Source organism: Bacillus cereus group sp. N14, from assembly GCF_016483555.1.
GTDB lineage: Bacteria > Bacillota > Bacilli > Bacillales > Bacillaceae_G > Bacillus_A > Bacillus_A wiedmannii.
Genome location: NZ_JAEHBQ010000026.1, coordinates 1 through 17,577, shown reverse-complemented (window position 1 = coordinate 17,577; position 17,577 = coordinate 1). Strand labels below are relative to the sequence as shown.

The window sequence follows — 17,577 nt, the reverse complement described above, 5'->3', positions numbered from 1 at the left end:
TTTGAAAGACAGTAAAAAACATCAAGAATGAATAAAATTTATTTGGTATGATATGGATAAATTAGATGTAAGGGGGGATTTAGATGTACCAAGTAAAGGGGTACTTTTCATCATTAAAAGGAAGTCATTATGATATTGGAAAGCAACAAGGGGAGTTTGTGAAAAATCATCCGTATCTCATTCCACAATTTATACAGCAAGAACATTTAGTATCAGATAATTATTGGACAGAATCTAGAAATATATTAAATCAATATTGTCCAGGAATTAATGAAGAAATTGAAGGGTTTTGTGAAGTGTTGAAAATTCCTGCTAGAAATCTGATGTATTATTATCAAACACTATTAAAAGCAGGATGTAGTCATTGTGTCGTATTACCTAAAAAGACAGATTCAAAGCACACATATGTTTTAAGAAATTATGATTTGTCACCAAAAATAGATGATATGCGTTTTTGCTCAACACATGTTGAAGGTGAATATGTGCATAGTGGCTTTTCTACTTTTTATTTCGGTCGAACAGAAGGAGTTAACGAGCATGGGTTATCTGTTACATTTTCAGCATGTGGTCAACCAGTAGGAAATATTGAAGGCTTACGAAAGCCAGTGTTAAGTGGTTTACAATGCTTTGCGGTAATTCGAGTATTATTGGAGAAATGTAAAAATGTGCAGGAGGCGATATCACTAGTTGATGAAGTGCCAATTGCAAGTAATATTAATCTAATTGTAGCAGATCCTTTAGACGCAGCACGTATTGAAATATTTGACGGTTTTAAATCAATAACCACAATTGATGAGGAAAACCAAAATTTTATCGTATCAACAAATCATGCGATTAGTTTATCTGTTCAAAAATTGAATAATAGAAGATTAGAACAATCTACAAACAGATATTACACATTGTATGAACATTTAAATCGAAATGAACAAGTGAGCATGGATTCTTTAAAAGAATTAGTAGAAAGAGAGTATCCTACTGGGCTGACAGTACATAATTATGAAGAATGGTTTGGAACTTTGCATTCTGTCTTATTTGATTTGGATAATCGTACAATGAATATTTGCTTCGGATCTCCACTATTCAACGACTGGTACTCATTGAAAGTTGGAGGAAGTCTTTCATTTTCTCAGGTAAATGTGAAATTTAATAATAAAACGTATACTGACTTTTGGAGAGAAGAATGCTATTAATTGATTCAAGAAGAATAAATGAGATAAAATGGTAATAGTAAGGTGTATATACGAGAGGGATTGCCATTGCTAAAAGTAATGTTACCGATTGTTCTTATCTTATTTGTTGCCGTTTCAATGTATATTACTTATGAAAAAAGAAAAAAGCAGGGGTAAAAGGATTGAAGAGTGCGTTAACTTCAATTTGTTTCTTTACACTAGCAATCTTAAATTTGCTTGCATATTGGTTTAACTTTGGCGGTATTTTTATTTGGTTAATTTCAATTGTTTTATTACTAGTGGGGGCATATTTTACGAAATATATTCCAATATCTAAAAAGGTACATTGAAATTTATTTGAGTTTAAAAGTTATGTTGTATTTTGTTTTGAAAAGAGATTATTCTACTAGAGCGTTGTGAAACGGTTTTATAGGATAATCTCTTTTGTTCGTTTAGCTTTGTAAAGAACGTACTGTTCTTTTTAGTTGTTCAATAAATTCTCGAGTTGCAGCACACATATATTTATCTTTTCTATAAATAAGCCCAATTTCTATTGTTGGGGTAGGATTTTCTATTTTAATTGCTTGAATGTTTTTATTTTGTAAAAAGTCTATATACGGTTTTGGTAACACTGTAATTCCCATTCCTTTTGAAACCATTTGGATTAAAGATTCCATCGTACTAATTTCTAAAATTGGTTTTGGTTTAAAGTTAAATTTTTGACAATGAGATGTAATTAGTTCGGTTAAAAAGAAATTTTTAGGTAAAAGAATTAAAGGGTAGTTCTGTAATTCAGCAATAGATACATGATTACGTTCAGCTAATGGATGATCGGTTGGTACGACTAATGTAAGTTCACTTTTGTATAGAGGGATAGAAATAATCTCCTTATCTTGCACCGGGAGAAATGTAATGCCAATATCTAGTTCGTTTTGTAATAATTTTTCACGAATATTTCCTGTACGAAGCCCTAATACAGAAAGCTCTATATTGGGATATGAATGATTAAAATTTAATATAGCTGGTGGTAGTAAATAATTTACGACGGTTAACAAAGAGCCTATTGTTAAGGAACCTTGCTGTAATCCGTTTAGATCTTGAATTGCAGAACGAGCTTGTTCGACTTCATGAAAAATGGTTTTACTATGTAATAATAAAATCCTTCCTGCATCAGTTAAAGATATTTTTTTACCAATGCGATCGAAAAGCGGCATTCCTACTTCATGTTCTAATGCACGTATTTGCTGACTTAGAGAAGGTTGTGAAATATTTAGTTTCTCAGCTGCTTTTGTGAAATGCAATTCTTTTGAAACAGCTAAAAAATATTCAAGTTGTCTTAATTCGATTGGAATCACCTCAAGTTTAATGATAGGTTATACCTATCATTATTATATAAATAATTGGATTGAACAATGATTTTGTTGAGCTTATAATCACTTTATTAGAGAGGGATTGAAAAGTTTTTGAAGTAAGGATAGATAAGTATCGGAGCAAGGATATTTGAGTGGTTATTACATTTGCTGACCTTTTGTCATTTTAAATGAAAAATAGACAGAGAGTTTGAAAGTATAAATTAATCTATTGAAAAATTGTGGGGTAAGTAAGAGGAGCGATTAAGATGAATAAAGTATATGAGGTACTATCTTTAAATATAGGGTTACCAAAAGAGGTTACATACGGCGGAAAGGTAATTCATACAGGTATAAATAAGAAGCAAGTAAGGGAACCGGTGTTTTTATCCTTTTTAAAATTTAATGGAGATGGGCAAGCGGACTTAGTTCATCATGGTGGAATAGATAAAGCAGTTTGTGTGTATTCTGGAGAACATTATAGATACTGGGAAAAAGAGTTGAATCAGGCCCTTGTATATGGAGCATTCGGAGAAAATATAACAATTAATTGTCTGTGTGAAGAGGATGTTTGTATTGGTGATACATTTCAAATTGGAGAAGCAATTGTACAAGTAACACAGCCAAGACAACCTTGTTTTAAATTAGCTAAGAAATACAATATTCCAAAGTTACCACTTTATTTTCAAGAAACAGGATATACAGGATTTTATTTTCGTGTATTAAAAGAAGGATGGGTATCACCTGTTGATACGTTAAAGTTAATAAAGTCTGATCCAAAAGGTGTTACAGTAGCATTTGCTAATCGTATTATGCATAAGGAAAAACAAAATATGGAAGGGCTAAAAAGGATCTTAGAAGTACATGCACTTTCTACAAGTTGGAGAAATACATTTGAAAAGCGAATGAGAGGAGAAGAAATTAATACGAGGGAGAGACTAGAAGGAAAAAAATAATAAAAAATATTTTTTTATAAATGGTGCATTTCTATGAGTAAAAACGAAGTAGAAAGCACTATTTTTATATAATAAACTTATTAATATTCAAAAATCTTAATATTGTTTTATTCGACTTATTTTCGAATAGTCAAAACATAAAATTAATTAGACTCTTTTTTTATATTTTATGATAGTATATTGATTGGTAAGACCTATTACATTAAGAGCAGGTTATATAACTAAATCTAATTTGATGGAATTAACGTATGGAGGGACAACATGGGGAATGTTGAAATTTTTGAAAAATTTCTTTTAGAAGAACCGAAAAGAGAGAAGTTATTTCCTTTATTTGAAGAAGTGTTTGGAATTACAATTCAAACATTGAATGATTTTTCAGAAAGAGGTTATTGGGATGATACATACAAAGCTTTATCATTTTTACATGACGATAAAGCGATTGCAAATGTTGCGGTATTTTCGCTACCATTGCTAGTAAATGGTGAAAGAATAAATGCAGCCGGCATTCAAACGGTAATGACTCACCCTGATTTTCGTAGACAAGGACTCATGACACAATTAATAAGTAAAATGATAGAAGAAATTGATAAGAAATGTGAATGTACATTATTATTTACGGAAAAACCTGAACTATATGCATCATTTGGGTTTAAAGTTGTGCAGGAGTATTTGATGACTATTCTATATGATAAAAAGAATAATAATGACTCCTTACTTAGAAAGTTAGATTATTATATGGAAGAGGATAGAAAGTTAATACATGAAACTATTGATAGTAGCCAAAGACTTTCAAATAATTTTTCAACATTAAACTTCAGTCCTTCGTTTTATTTGAATATGTATGATTCGGGATGGAATGAGAAATTGTATTATTCAGAGAAACTAGATGCTCTAATTGTGTATGAAGTAGATAATGAAAAGTTGAAATTATATGGAGTATTTGCACCAGTAATTCCAGTTTTAGATGAAATATGCGGAGAAATCGCTGAAAGATTTACAGAAATCGAATTTTACTTCTCACCAGATCAATTAGGGATTGAGGATGTACAATTTACAGAATTACAGTCTAATAAGTATTTAATGGTTCGAAGTAATAAAGAGTTAGATTTTAAAGGTTATAAATTCCCTGTATTAGCGGAGTTTTAAAGGTTTGTATAAAGGCTTTATTATGGAGGAACTATGAATATATCGTATATACCTAAACATGTTGAGCAGCTCACTATAATGAATGTCCCTGAATATTATAAAATTAATGACAACCGGTCGTTTATTGTCCGTTCGAAAGCAGAAACAGATTTCTGGCTTAAAACACATTATGGTTTTGAAGTAATGAATGGTCATGTATTTTATAATGAAATGATGACAGACTTTCAAGCTGAAGTTCAATTGTGTATGGATCCAAATTCAAAATACGATCAAGCAGGTCTTTTTGTTATGATTTCGGAAAAATGTTGGTTGAAAACTTCATTAGAGTATATTCCAGATGGCCCTTCTCATTTAGGAGCTGTCGTAACGAATAATGGATATTCTGATTGGTCAACACAAGACTTTCCAACAGAATTAGCTACCCAACAACTTCATTTTCGAATTGTTCGTAAACGTGGCAATTATATAATATATGTAAAAAATAGCTGTCAATGGGAACAAATAAGAATTGCTCATTTGATGGAGGATATAGGGAATGCGCCTGTTAAAATAGGTTTTTATACGTGTAGTCCTTCTAAAAACAATGGATTTGAGACTGAGTTTTTAGATTTTACAATTGAAGAGATATAGATGAAAAACCGTATTCTTTCTACTTAAGAATACGGTTTTTCTATTTGCGTAATATAAAGCACATTTATTGACCGGAAAGTCATTAATGCTTATCATTTAATAATGTTAAATATTAATTTGCATAATATAATAGAAATACTGGGAAAATCAAAAATTATATGGCTTAAGTAAGGAGGGTATGAATTATTAAATGGTAATTTCATAGGAAAAAGGAGATTAAGTATGAAATCATTTCGCAAATTATTACATTATTTAAAACCATACATGTTCTTCGCGATTATTGGACCACTATTTATGGTACTTGAGGTTGCGATGGACTTAATTCAACCAACTATTATGCAACATATTATTGATGTTGGGATAGCAAATCGTGATTTGAATTATGTAATAAAAATGGGGCTTCTTATGATAGGAGCTGCAGCACTCGGTTTAGTTGGAGGACTTGGGTGTATGATGTATTCTACAAAAGCAGCTGTTAATTTCGCTACAGACATACGAAAAGATGTATTTGCGAAAGTAGAAACATTTTCTAGTGAAAATCGTGATTCATTTGGAACTGGGAAATTATTAACGATTGTGACAAATGATATTACTTCTATTCAATCGGCGATGACGATGACATTACGTGTACTTGTTCGTGGTCCTTTGTTATTTATCGGAAGTATAATAATTGTTTTTGTAACAGCACGCGAGTTATTTCCTATATTACTTGTAGTTGTTCCAATTTTATTACTTGCGATTATATTCATTGCAAGTAAAGCGAGCGGAACGTTCAAAAAAGTGCAAGAAGCATTAGATAAAGTGAATACAAAGCTACAAGAAAATTTATCTGGAGTACGTGTTATTAAAGCGTATGTAAGACAAAAATATGAAATTACTCAGTTTGGAAATGTTAATACAAATTTAACAAAGATAAATATTCGAGCGGTGCAGCTTATTTCCATAATGATGCCAATCATTATGTTAGTTGTAAGCGGCGGGATTGTCGCAACATTATGGATTGGTGGAGAAAAAGTATTTGATGGAACGCTTCAAGTAGGAGCTATTTTAGCGTTTATAAACTATTTGAATATTATTTTAATGTCACTTATGTCTATAAGTATGGTATTTATGCAAATCGCGCGAGCATTTCCATCTGCGGATCGTGTACAGCAAGTTTTAAATACTGAAGTTGATATTACGACGGAAACAAATGCGGTTGCACCTAAGCAAATCGAGGGACAAATTGACTTTAAAAATGTTAGTTATAGTTACACGAAAAATAATGAATATGTTTTAAAAGATATTTCATTTAACATATGTAAAGGTGAAAAAGTAGGAATTATCGGTTCTACAGGAAGTGGTAAATCTACTTTAGCAAAACTGTTACCGCGTTTATACGATGTTGATCAAGGGGAAGTATGCATTGATGGAATAAATGTTAGAGCATACGATTTACAAAAACTTCGTGCTTCAATCGGGTTTGTACCTCAAAAGGCATTATTGTTTTCAGGTAGCATAGAAGAGAACTTACGTTATGGTAAAGAAGATGCAACGAATGACGAACTGGAAGTAGCGGCTTCATCAGCTTGTGCGACTGAGTTTATTAACAAGTTGGAAGATTCATATCAATATCATTTAACACAAGGTGCGACGAATTTATCAGGTGGACAAAAACAACGTGTATCAATTGCAAGGGCACTTGTGAGAAGGCCATCCATTCTTATATTAGATGATTCTACATCAGCAGTTGATGCGAAATCAGAATCTAACATTCAATCGGCATTAAGAACAGAATATAAAGGAACAACAACATTATTAATTGCCTCTAAAATCTCATCTATAATAGATGCTGATAAAATTCTTGTTTTAGATAACGGTGAATTAGTTGATGATGGTACACATGAAGAATTGTTAGAACGATGTGAGGTATATCAAGAAATCTATCTTTCCCAAGGTGGCAATTTACATAAAGAAGGTGGGAAAGAACATGCGTAATTTTCAAGGGCAATTTGCTAATAAAGGTGGGCGTAACGCGCCTAAAATGGGTGAAGCTAGAAACACTAAAGGAACTGTATTGCGAGTATGGAACTATATGGGGTATCAAAAGGTTGCTCTTACGTTCGTTATATTTTTAGTATTTGTTACGACATTACTTGGGTTATTAGGTCCTTATTTAATGGGAGTAATTATCGATCAATATATTGTACCGAAAGATTTAAGCGGTACGGCGAGAATGTGTTTGTTACTTATCGCGATTTACGGTGTAACAGTATTGTTAACTTGGCTACAAACATTTGTCATGGTTAACGTTGCATTAAAAACAATACAAAAAATACGACAAGATATTTTTGAGAAAATCCAAACGCTTTCTTTACGGTTCTTTGATGTACGTTCTCAAGGGGATTTAATGAGCCGTGTTACAAATGATATAGATAATTTGAATCAAGCGTTGACGCAAAGTGTTGTACAAATTATTTCATCAGCATTAACCTTTATAGGTGTAACGATTGCGATGTTCGCATTAGATTGGATTTTAGCGATTGTTACTTTAATTACAGTACCTATTATGTTTTTCGTTACAAAAAAACTAGTTACTTATAGTGGTAAAAACTTTGCAAAGCGTCAAAAAGATTTAGGAGAATTAAATGGTTTTATTGAAGAAGCTATAACTGGAGCGGATGTTACAACGTTATACGGGAAAGAAAAAGAAACCGTACAAAATTTTAATAAAATTAATGAACAACTCAGAATGTCTGCTACGAAGGCGGATACATTTTCAGCTTTTATTTTTCCAAGTATGAACTTTATAAATAACTTAGGTATGGGGCTTGTAATTGGGACAGGTTCAGTTATGGTTTTAAATGGAATGACAACAGTAGGTGTCATTGCGGCTTTTATTAATTATTCTCGTCAATTCTCAAGACCACTAAGTCAATTCGCAACTTTAATGAATACAATTCAAGCGGCAGTTGCTGGTGGAGAACGTGTCTTTGAAATTATGGATGAAGTACCAGAAATTCAAAATAAAAAAGATGCATGCATTGTACAAAATTTACAAGGGCATGTTGCACTCGAGAATGTTTCATTTGGTTATGAGGAAAATAAAACGATTTTAAAAGAAGTGAGTCTTAAGGCACAGCCAGGGGAGACAATTGCTTTAGTTGGTCCAACTGGATCGGGCAAAACAACAATCATTAATTTGCTAACTCGCTTTTACGATATACAGCAAGGGCAAATTCATATCGATGGAAAAGATATAAAAGATTATGATATTAATTCGTTACGAAGTAAAATAGGAGTAGTTTTACAAGATACGTACTTATTTGCTGGGACGATTATGGATAATATTCGTTATGGTCGATTAGATGCTAGTGATGATGAAGTAATCAATGCAGCTAAGGCAGCATCTGCGCATTCTTTTATTAAACATTTACCGAATCAATATGAAACAAAAATTGCTTCAGAAGGATCGAATTTAAGTCAAGGACAAAAACAACTTCTTGCGATTGCGCGGGCGATTTTAGCAGATGCAGATATATTAATTCTCGACGAAGCAACATCAAATATTGATACGAGAACAGAATTGCAAATTCAAGAAGGACTAAATAATTTAATGAAAGGTCGAACAAGTTTTGTAATCGCTCATCGACTGAAAACGATTGAAAAAGCAGATCAAATTCTTGTTATAAAAGATGGAAGTATTTTGGAAAGAGGGAATCATGAATCTCTTATGGAAGATAGAGGGTTTTACTTTGATCTGTATACGAGTCAGTTTAAAATTTAATAAAAACTTTAATATAATGCGGTTTCTCTAGGAAAGAGAAACCGTATTTTTATATTTGTAAACATTATTATCCAAATAGTTGTTCACTAAATGTTTTAACTGCGTATTCTTGCATCCAAGGTAAAACATTCGTAAGGTTATGAAAAAACCTTTATGACCCAATCGTTCACTTGTAATTTTTGGATGTACAAATTGTTCCGAAAAAGTGTTGCATGATTATGACGTAAACTATGAAATCGAAGTTTTTGTATTTAATAGTGAAATAATTGAACTTTGATTATACAACGGCAATGGAACAAATAGAGCGAATGAAGACAACCTTAATGAGTATTTCACGTTATATTTATATGTTTTAATAATTTAATGAATAATACAATTTGAATTTTATTAAAAAAAGACACTGTTTCCAGTGCCCCAACTTACTACGAGAGTTTTATGAGGAAACTTAAATAGGTGAATTTAAGTTTCTCTATAATATATGGGACTACAATTAGAAAATCACTTATTTTTTAAAGGAGTTAATGGGTAATTGTACGTGCTAAAATCTTTATTAAAAATATCTTGTACTAATTGGATAGTTTCATGATCATAAAAACTATCGTATGTTGGGAGGCGTGGGAATAAAGGATCGGTAATATCAGCATCTGCAAAATCACCTCTAAAAATCGCTCTGTCCTTCTGATGATGCCATGATTTGGTTAGTATGTGTAAAGGAGAAGTTTTTAATTGATATGTTTGTTCTAAGTGCGCAATTTCAGTAGAGAAATTTTCAAGGTAGATATACTTTGTAACAAACTCCTCCTCAGCTGGTTCATATTGCTGCATTAAATGTGGATCTACTTGTTCTAAATCTTTCATTTGCGCTTTTAAATAGTAGAGAAAGATTTTAAATGAAATAGGCTTATTACAAAATTCATTACCATAATAAAAATTCCGAATAGGATTCCATGCTGGGTTTTCTATGTAAGGGGGGGCAATTAGTGAAAAGAATGAACTTACAGCTCTTGTATAGGGGTTTCTCACTAATTTATAGGTATCTTTTCCGTTTGTATATAAAGCCGCAGCTAGTTCAATAAAGTAGTCCGAGGAGTTTTTGTATATTTCATTTTCATAATTATGGATGAAGGAATCGTATTTTATGGCTTGTTTAAATAAATTTATTTGATAAAAAAACCAATGTGCAAGAGAAGTACAGCCACTTTTCTGACTCCAAAATAAAATCAAAGGAAAGTTAGAATTAAAGTGAGGAACGCGTCCGTATTTAATAATATTTGCAAAAGACATAGTTAACCTCCATTCAGTAATGTCAATTATTTTTAGTTCATGAATAAAGAACCTGGCATATGAACAAGAGAAGAGGAGTAGAATAGATAATTTAATAACAATATAACTTTAAAATGAGAGCGTTATTTTATAGGAATATGAAAAGAGCACACAAAAAATGTGTACTCATAACAATCTAAATTATTTTAAGGACCATGATATATCATCAAGGGCTTTATAAATATAACTATACATGCGGTAAAAGAGATACTTTGGATTGTATTTTTGTTTCCAGTTCATAATAATCACCCCTCATACAAATAGTTTAATTATATTATATAGTTGTTAATTCGAATGTTAAGAAAATCTGATGTGAATTAAGATAAATTTAAACAAAATAGTTATTTTATAACCCAAAATAAAAGAACCCGTTTGTTATAAACGGATTCTTCACACAAGGTCTGCAAGAAATTCAAGGTAACTGGACCAGAGCACCATATAGAATTTCTTTTGATATTAATGTATTCAAAGAAATCTAAAATGTTAATAGTAATTAAACAAAATTCTTATTTTAAAGTTAAAGAGCGCCTTGTAGAGCGCTTCTTATAGCTAATTATGAATGTTTATGTTCAATCTTAGATTTCTTGCTTGGAGGAATAAAATGCTCTTGAACAAAGTTTTGATAGACAATACCGCCAATAATTACAATATAAAACACCGTACAAAAGAAGATTAAAATGTATTTTACTGCCTTGTTCATATTTGTACCGTCCTAAAAGAGAATTATTTAGATTTTAATATGGTATGTAAAAAAAGGTGCATTTATACAAGGGAAGGGTAGCTAGCAAAAGTAAAACAAAATCTTTATTTAAAAACTAAAGAGCGCTTTTTAAAGCGCTCCTTAATAAAAATAAAAAAGAATACCTCATGATACTGTATGTTTTTTAGGAATGTTCGAGATTTAATATAAAAACGCTATTTAAGTAGAAAACATTAAAAAGGACCTGATTAGGGGTGCGGGTCCTTTTAATGGAACAATAGAAGTTTGTAAAATTACCAATATATTACCATAAAAGGTAATCAATTTCCATAACTGAAGTGTTGAGAAATGAAAGAAAACAAAATAAAAAAGAGCACCATGCATAAGTGCTCTTTAAATTAGGAGGTAACACTTTGAGCTGGATGTTTAGGTTAAAAATATATGACGTAGAAAAGAAATAAGACTTAAAATTTATTTTCCACTCCATACAAAAAGAAGCTAGCAAATGCTAACTGTTTGTTGAAAAAAGAATCCAACCCAAGTTATTTACTGACAGAGTTTCAGGAAACAAATGATTAAATTAATCTAACTTTTCAATTACAATTGAAGCATTTACATTTGTTTGTGTTCCACCTGCCAAAGTCTGCAAAGTAACCGCAGCAGCGGAAGTATGATTATTAAGGGTAAGAATATCACCTGCTGCTAAAGTGAGAATTGTTTGCCCATTGTTTTGTTGAGTACCCGCACCTGATCCATAAATGGAGTTGGTAACGGGAGCCCCATTTAAAAAGAGGGCAAATTGATTAGGTTCAACTCCTGATACAGAAAAAGAAATTTTATAATCTCCAGCATTAATAACTGTCATCTGAGAAGTTCCAAGAGTATGAGTAAAACCGGATGTGATTCTACCGTGTGAATTAAAAAGAATAGGTGCTTCTAAGGCAACAACTTGAGCTGCTGTATTGAAAACATAAGCATACTGAGATAAACCAGATACTGTAAGACCGGCAGGCCCAGTAGGTCCGGTAGCTCCAGCGGTTCCTGGTAATCCAGTAGGCCCAGGAATGCCTTGGATACCTTGAAGCCCAGTTGGTCCAGTCGGGCCGATAGGTCCAATAAGTCCTGGATTACCTTGAATACCTTGGATACCCTGAATTCCAGTCGCCCCAGTTATTCCAGTGGGTCCAATAGGACCAATAGGCCCTGGATTACCTTGAATCCCCTGAATCCCTTGACTTCCTTGAGGTCCAGTGGGGCCAGGAATGCCTTGGATGCCTTGGATACCTTGAAGTCCGGTTGGTCCAGTTGGACCTACAGAACCAGGAATGCCAGGAATCCCTTGAGGGCCGGTCGGGCCAGGAATCCCTTGAATGCCAGGAATGCCAGGAATCCCTTGAATGCCTTGAATCCCTTGAATTCCAGTGACCCCTGTTATTCCAGTGGGTCCAATAGGACCTTGAATGCCAGGAATGCCTTGGATGCCTTGGATACCTTGAATTCCAGAAGGTCCAGTTGGACCAATAGATCCAGAAATCCCAGGAATCCCTTGAGGTCCAGAAATCCCTTGAGGACCAGTAGGTCCCGGGTTACCTTGAATTCCAGTAGGTCCGGTAGGCCCCCGAGGTCCACCTGAAGGTCCAGTAGCTCCAGTAGGTCCCGAAGGTCCAGTAGACCCGATTTGAGGCAAAGGAAAGGCGCATGGAAATGGGATGTGACATTTCTTTTTAAATTTACTCATTTTTACACCTCCGTTATAAATAACTAGCCAATTTTTATTTATACTTTAACAACTTATGAGCAAGCAGACATACGGGTGTAAGGAAAAACCATAAAAATCACATGAAAGGTTTTAAGAGCAAGTCTCTATTTCACATTCCATACCAAAAAGAGCACCATATATAAGTGCTCTTCTGACCAAGACCTATTGTAAACCTATGACTTGTGAGTGTTCTCGAAATTAATATATGATTCAACAATTATTCAGTGCAGGGGATATTAAAAAGAGCGCTTCGGAAAGCGCCCTTCTGTAGCGACTATCCACCCTAAAAAGAATGCAATATATCATCTGAAGTTACGTTTGTTTAATTGAGTGTTTTTTGTATAAAAATTTCATTTTGTAGAAAAGGGGAATGGATATGAGATTCATAGGAATAGTAGCAAATATGTTTAATGAGGAAGATCGTTACTTTAATGCAATTCAAGGACCATTGAATGTAGGTGAAAAGTATGAGGTTGGTGTGATTATTAATAAAGCTGTTTTCGGGGCAGTTGATGGTGTGTTTGTGGAGATACAAGAGTATTGCGGAAATATTGAAGGTGTTTATCTGTTCTCGCGATACAGCGTTTCAAAGAGAATGTTTGTCATCACTGAAATGGTAACTGGTAAAATCGTTTCTCATTCACCAGTTAGTTCAAATAGAGCATTTCTTAAAGCGCAATATATGGTGCGTAAAAATATTGAGAAATTGTATAAGAGTTTGGAAATCCACAAAAAGAGATGTTATGTGAATGTGTTGATTGAAGACATACCGGAGCATTTAAGAGAGAAAGTGATTGAGAATTGTAAACGGAAAGTTGAAACGGAGATGGTACAAGATGTATAGCTCAATAAAAGGTGCTTATTGGGACACTTTAGATAAAATAGCCCGTAAAGAAGATGATAAGGTGTTAATTAAACTTATGAGAGATGTAGAAAATGCTGTTGATGATGAATTTCTCAAGCAAATTGAAGAAGGAACATTATTTGGAGGATTACAGAATAAAAGAGCAGCTAGCAAAAGCTAACTGCCCGGCTGGTTCTCCAAGGGGGAACAAGGAGAAAGTAACTTAATGGGTTGTCTGCAGTATTGACGGAATATTGAGTTTTATTCAGGGCTGATTCCAAAAAAGTGACATACCGCCAAAATATAAAATTATTAAAAGGACAATTACTATGAAAGCAATTAAAGAAACTTTCTTCCAGGAATTTTTCATTAGTAGACCTCCTTTATGAAGAATATTAACACTTTATAAGGAACTGAACAAAATAATCCTTTGAAAAGAAAGTGAGGTTAAAAGAATGGAGGGTAACGTAAAGCTTTTAGGTGATGATGGAATGTTAGGGATGGAGTTCAAGGAAAGAACGATCTGTGTTTATAACACAGAAGACGATGTAATGGGGGCATTAACGTCACTAAAAATGACAGCTAACTTCATCTTACAATCTGATGGTCTAACATATTTTATCTCTGAACCAACTTCAGATGCGCAACTTAAAGGAATGACGGATTACCTTGATCGTAAAGGCTGTTGGTATGAAGTTAAGTAACGATTTTAGTTTAGTGGAACAGAATATTTAAAAATCAATAGTCAAAAAAGAGGATTACTTATAATGAGTAATCCTCTTTTTATTTTATCTCGTATGAATAAGAGTAGATATAGAAGATTACCGCCTTAAAATTAAATAAGTAATGCATGTAAGGGGGAGATTCATTGGGCATCTTAGCAATATTTTTTAAAACATACTTTTAAAAAGAACAGAAATTTAGAACTTGAATTTAATTGATTACAATTGAAATAGCACTGAAAACTAATAAAACAGCCATAATGATGTTAAATGATTTCGTATGCTTTAATAAAAGCTTTTGGAACATGGAACCAAATAAGCTCCAACTAAATGTACTCATTAACCCGACTACACCTAGAAATAATGAGAAAAGTAGAAAACTTGAATATGAATTATAGTAAGGGAGAATAAAAGTTGACACTACCGTCAGCCCGAATAGTATCCCTTTAGGATTAACAAATTGAAGAAAAATCCCCACTGTGAATAAGTTTTTATTATGTTTTTCATCGGGATCGGTACTAGTTTTACTAGTGAGTATTTTAAAAGCTAAATATAGCATATATGCTACACCTAAAATTTTTAAAGGGAATTCTATTATGGGTAGGATATTAATTAGTACAATATTAAAGAAGCTACATAAGGAAGTGAGGATGAAAAACCCGAAAGCTACTCCAAAACAAAATTGCATACTCCTTTTTAAACCGTGTTGATTGGCGTATGTCATAGCTAAAAAATTGTTAGGTCCGGGTGTGAAGCTACTTATAAAAACAAATAACAAAAAAGAAAATATAGGCATTTTAATACCCCCTAATTATTTAGTGTGTGTTATAATGACCAAAAAGAACAATATAACGTGTGCTTTTTATTATACATAACGGTCGTTATATTGTATATAGTGTAGGGGTGTTTCTTATGGAAGAAATTCAACTTATTTTAGCAAAAAATTTAAAAACAATACGTGAAAAAGAGAAAATGAGTTTAGAAAAGGTCTCTCAATTAACAGGTGTGAGTAAAACGATGATTGGACAAATTGAACGAGGAGAGTCAAGTCCAACATTAACAACGATATGGAAAATTGCTAATGGTTTGAAAGTGTCTTTTACTTCTTTAATCAATAATCCGCAACCAGATACGAAAGTTGTTTTACGAAATGATGTTCAAGTATTATCAGAAGACAATGGGAGATATAAAGTGTATCCTTCTTTTCCTTTTCAAGATGATAGGAACTTTGAAATCTATACGGTTGAAATTGAAACAGAAGGAAAATTAAGTTCGGAAGGCCATAAAGAAGGAACCGAAGAGTTTATAACGGTGTTTGAAGGGGAATTGATAATTGAAATAAATGATTGTCAATATACATTAAATAGCGGAGATGCAATTCGCTTTAAGGCGGATAGACCGCACTCTTATCATAATTCCGGAAGTACGCTAACTCGGTTAAGTATGACCATTTATTATCCAGCTGCATAAACTTACCATTGCATCAAGAATATAAAGAAATGTATGTTGATAAACCATCTATAAGAGATGGTTTTATTTTTTAAAATTCATAAAAAAAGACACTCGTTTGAGTGTCGACATAGTATTGCTCTCGCGTATAGGATTGGAGTATGTTTCTCAAATACGTTTTGAGATGGTTCGCATTTTGGGAAACTGTCTTCTTATTCAATGTAACATTGGCAGGGAGAAGTGTAAATTGATAATGTATATACGGAAAATTTAGTATAGATGGTTACTACTATGAATATAGTACAAATTGTTTTTATTGCTTAATAACTGTCGTGAAATTATTGAAATATTATTAGCTTTAGGAATGACGTAATAGTTACTACTTTAGCAGCTAAGAATGTTTAGTATAAAAAAGAATGAATCATTTATTAATCGATTCGTATAATTGTTAAAGAGGCACCTGTTGAACCACCTCCAACTAAATTAACTATGGATAATACGCCGAATAGTTGAAGGGAAATTGTATTACCAGCAATTAAATTGGTTATTAAATTATTATTATAATTTGAAGTTGATATTGCGGGTGAAAAAATAGATCCGGGAAGTGGAGTCGAAGAGTTTAATAGTAGCCTTGTACCAGCAAGTAGAGAAGTTGTTGTATTAATTTGATAGGTTAAATAATATCTTCCAGTAACAGGAATTGTATATATGTATATATATATATATCATTTGTAGCGTTCACTGTAAAATTACCGAGACTTTGGTTATTAGAAAGTGGAATATTAGTTCCACCTAATATGACTGAGATGGGACCACCTAATGTATTATTAGCGAACATAGAGTTTGTTGTAATAATGGGTCCAGTAATGCCAGTAGGACCGGTAATACCTGTGGGCCCAGTAGGACATGTAAGTCTGTATGGAAGAATAATTTCAAGAGCCAGTGATAATAGTTCTTTTTTCATTTTTTTATTCCTATTTTGAATATAAATCACCTCATTTTTAAATTAGAACGTAACCGATTTAGTATTTTGAAATGGAACTATCATTTTATTATATTATTACTACTAGTTATAGCAACGGTAAAAAGTTTACTATATGTAAAAATCATTTGAGAATGAAAAAAGTAGTTATGGAATTCTTCTAAAATGATAGATGTATTATTTTGTTAAGTAGTAAACAAAAATGTGGAACGAGGTATTAAAGTGAAGCGAGATAATAAACTATCAATAAATAAAGCTATGATAGAACCTGAAAACATTGGACCTACGTTTCCAGTTCTTCCCCCAATTTATATTCCAACGGGCCCAACGGGTTTAACGGGAATGACCGGTGCGACGGGTCCAACTGGTTTACCAGGATCACCGGGAGTAACAGGTCCAACTGGTTTACCAGGATCACCGGGAGTAACAGGCCCGACCGGTTTACCAGGATCACCGGGAGTAACAGGTCCAACTGGTTTACCAGGAACAACGGGAGCAACAGGTCCGACGGGTTTAACAGGAATAACAGGAACAACGGGAGCAACAGGTCCGACGGGTTTAACAGGAGCAACAGGAGCAACAGGAGCAACAGGACTAACAGGAGCAACAGGAGTAACAGGAGCAACAGGAGTAACAGGAACAACAGGAGCAAAGGGAGCAACAGGTCCGACGGGTTTAACAGGAGCAACAGGAACAACAGGAACAACAGGTCCGACGGGTTTAACAGGAGCAACAGGAACAACGGGAGCTGTCTCTTATACACATCTCCGAGCCCACGAGAC

At 33.2% G+C, this 17,577-nt stretch carries 14 protein-coding genes and 3 pseudogenes; 11 read left to right on the top strand and 6 right to left on the bottom strand.

Going from position 1 to position 17,577, the window contains the following annotated elements; translation table 11 throughout:
• The first annotated feature begins 83 nt into the window (after positions 1 to 83).
• A complete protein-coding gene (locus tag JDS82_RS25225; RefSeq protein ID WP_199714136.1) occupies positions 84 to 1,190 on the top strand; it encodes a C45 family autoproteolytic acyltransferase/hydrolase in 1,107 nt (368 codons plus the stop codon).
• A gap of 66 nt (positions 1,191 to 1,256) precedes the next feature.
• A pseudogene (locus JDS82_RS25220) lies at positions 1,257 to 1,519 on the top strand (hypothetical protein).
• Between the two features lie 102 nt (positions 1,520 to 1,621).
• On the opposite strand, the gene JDS82_RS25215 reads toward JDS82_RS25220, so the two are convergent.
• Entirely contained in the window at positions 1,622 to 2,524 is a 903-nt protein-coding gene (locus JDS82_RS25215; RefSeq protein WP_000612230.1) for a LysR family transcriptional regulator, read from the bottom strand.
• A gap of 263 nt (positions 2,525 to 2,787) precedes the next feature.
• Between JDS82_RS25215 and JDS82_RS25210 the strand changes: the two genes are divergently transcribed.
• The 5 genes from JDS82_RS25210 to JDS82_RS25190 all read left to right on the top strand — a co-directional run bounded on the left by JDS82_RS25210 (position 2,788) and on the right by JDS82_RS25190 (position 9,016).
• Complete coding sequence (locus JDS82_RS25210) at positions 2,788 to 3,474, top strand: MOSC domain-containing protein (protein WP_064469552.1); 687 nt, start codon at positions 2,788 to 2,790, stop codon at positions 3,472 to 3,474.
• A gap of 261 nt (positions 3,475 to 3,735) precedes the next feature.
• Positions 3,736 to 4,620 (top strand): GNAT family N-acetyltransferase, encoded by an 885-nt coding sequence (locus JDS82_RS25205; protein WP_000528652.1) that lies wholly within the window; start codon positions 3,736 to 3,738, stop codon positions 4,618 to 4,620.
• Between the two features lie 33 nt (positions 4,621 to 4,653).
• Complete coding sequence (locus JDS82_RS25200; protein ID WP_061672982.1) at positions 4,654 to 5,250, top strand: DUF1349 domain-containing protein; 597 nt, start codon at positions 4,654 to 4,656, stop codon at positions 5,248 to 5,250.
• A gap of 222 nt (positions 5,251 to 5,472) precedes the next feature.
• Positions 5,473 to 7,227, top strand: coding sequence for an ABC transporter ATP-binding protein (locus JDS82_RS25195; protein WP_048566426.1), 1,755 nt, complete (start codon positions 5,473 to 5,475; stop codon positions 7,225 to 7,227).
• Positions 7,220 to 9,016 carry an ABC transporter ATP-binding protein gene (locus JDS82_RS25190; protein ID WP_061672983.1) on the top strand — a complete coding sequence of 599 codons (1,797 nt, stop codon included), beginning with the start codon at positions 7,220 to 7,222 and terminating at the stop codon, positions 9,014 to 9,016. The genes JDS82_RS25195 and JDS82_RS25190 overlap by 8 nt, the downstream gene beginning before the upstream one ends.
• A gap of 498 nt (positions 9,017 to 9,514) precedes the next feature.
• On the opposite strand, the gene JDS82_RS25185 is transcribed toward JDS82_RS25190, so the two are convergent.
• The 3 genes from JDS82_RS25185 to JDS82_RS25175 all read right to left on the bottom strand — a co-directional run bounded on the left by JDS82_RS25185 (position 9,515) and on the right by JDS82_RS25175 (position 12,777).
• The gene (locus JDS82_RS25185; protein ID WP_048566424.1) at positions 9,515 to 10,300 is read right to left on the bottom strand and encodes a sulfotransferase family 2 domain-containing protein; all 786 of its coding nucleotides are present in this window, start codon (positions 10,298 to 10,300) and stop codon (positions 9,515 to 9,517) included.
• 592 nt (positions 10,301 to 10,892) lie between these two features.
• Positions 10,893 to 11,039, bottom strand: coding sequence for a hypothetical protein (locus JDS82_RS25180; RefSeq protein WP_001030513.1), 147 nt, complete (start codon positions 11,037 to 11,039; stop codon positions 10,893 to 10,895).
• Between the two features lie 580 nt (positions 11,040 to 11,619).
• Positions 11,620 to 12,777 carry a BclA C-terminal domain-containing protein gene (locus JDS82_RS25175; RefSeq protein WP_199714135.1) on the bottom strand — a complete coding sequence of 386 codons (1,158 nt, stop codon included), beginning with the start codon at positions 12,775 to 12,777 and terminating at the stop codon, positions 11,620 to 11,622.
• A gap of 397 nt (positions 12,778 to 13,174) precedes the next feature.
• On the opposite strand from JDS82_RS25175, the gene JDS82_RS25170 reads away from it, so the two are divergent.
• From JDS82_RS25170 to JDS82_RS25160, 3 genes and pseudogenes are all read left to right on the top strand, one after another.
• Positions 13,175 to 13,642, top strand: a complete 468-nt coding sequence (locus JDS82_RS25170) for a hypothetical protein (RefSeq protein ID WP_001210994.1) — start codon at positions 13,175 to 13,177, stop codon at positions 13,640 to 13,642.
• A complete protein-coding gene (locus tag JDS82_RS25165; RefSeq protein ID WP_000287392.1) occupies positions 13,635 to 13,823 on the top strand; it encodes a hypothetical protein in 189 nt (62 codons plus the stop codon). Before JDS82_RS25170 ends, JDS82_RS25165 begins: the two co-directional genes overlap by 8 nt.
• Before the next feature lie 364 nt (positions 13,824 to 14,187).
• Positions 14,188 to 14,346 (top strand): annotated as a pseudogene (locus JDS82_RS25160) (N-acetylmuramoyl-L-alanine amidase C-terminal domain-containing protein); the annotation flags it as partial.
• A gap of 229 nt (positions 14,347 to 14,575) precedes the next feature.
• On the opposite strand, the gene JDS82_RS25155 reads toward JDS82_RS25160, so the two are convergent.
• On the bottom strand, positions 14,576 to 15,160 hold the full coding sequence (locus JDS82_RS25155; protein ID WP_001121296.1) for a LysE family transporter: 585 nt from the start codon (positions 15,158 to 15,160) through the stop codon (positions 14,576 to 14,578).
• 59 nt (positions 15,161 to 15,219) lie between these two features.
• Between JDS82_RS25155 and JDS82_RS25150 the strand changes: the two genes are divergently transcribed.
• Positions 15,220 to 15,834 carry a helix-turn-helix domain-containing protein gene (locus JDS82_RS25150; protein ID WP_097860314.1) on the top strand — a complete coding sequence of 205 codons (615 nt, stop codon included), beginning with the start codon at positions 15,220 to 15,222 and terminating at the stop codon, positions 15,832 to 15,834.
• A 407-nt stretch (positions 15,835 to 16,241) separates the two neighbouring features.
• On the opposite strand, the pseudogene JDS82_RS25145 reads toward JDS82_RS25150, so the two are convergent.
• Positions 16,242 to 16,807 (bottom strand): annotated as a pseudogene (locus JDS82_RS25145) (BclA C-terminal domain-containing protein).
• Positions 16,808 to 17,577: the final 770 nt, after the last annotated feature.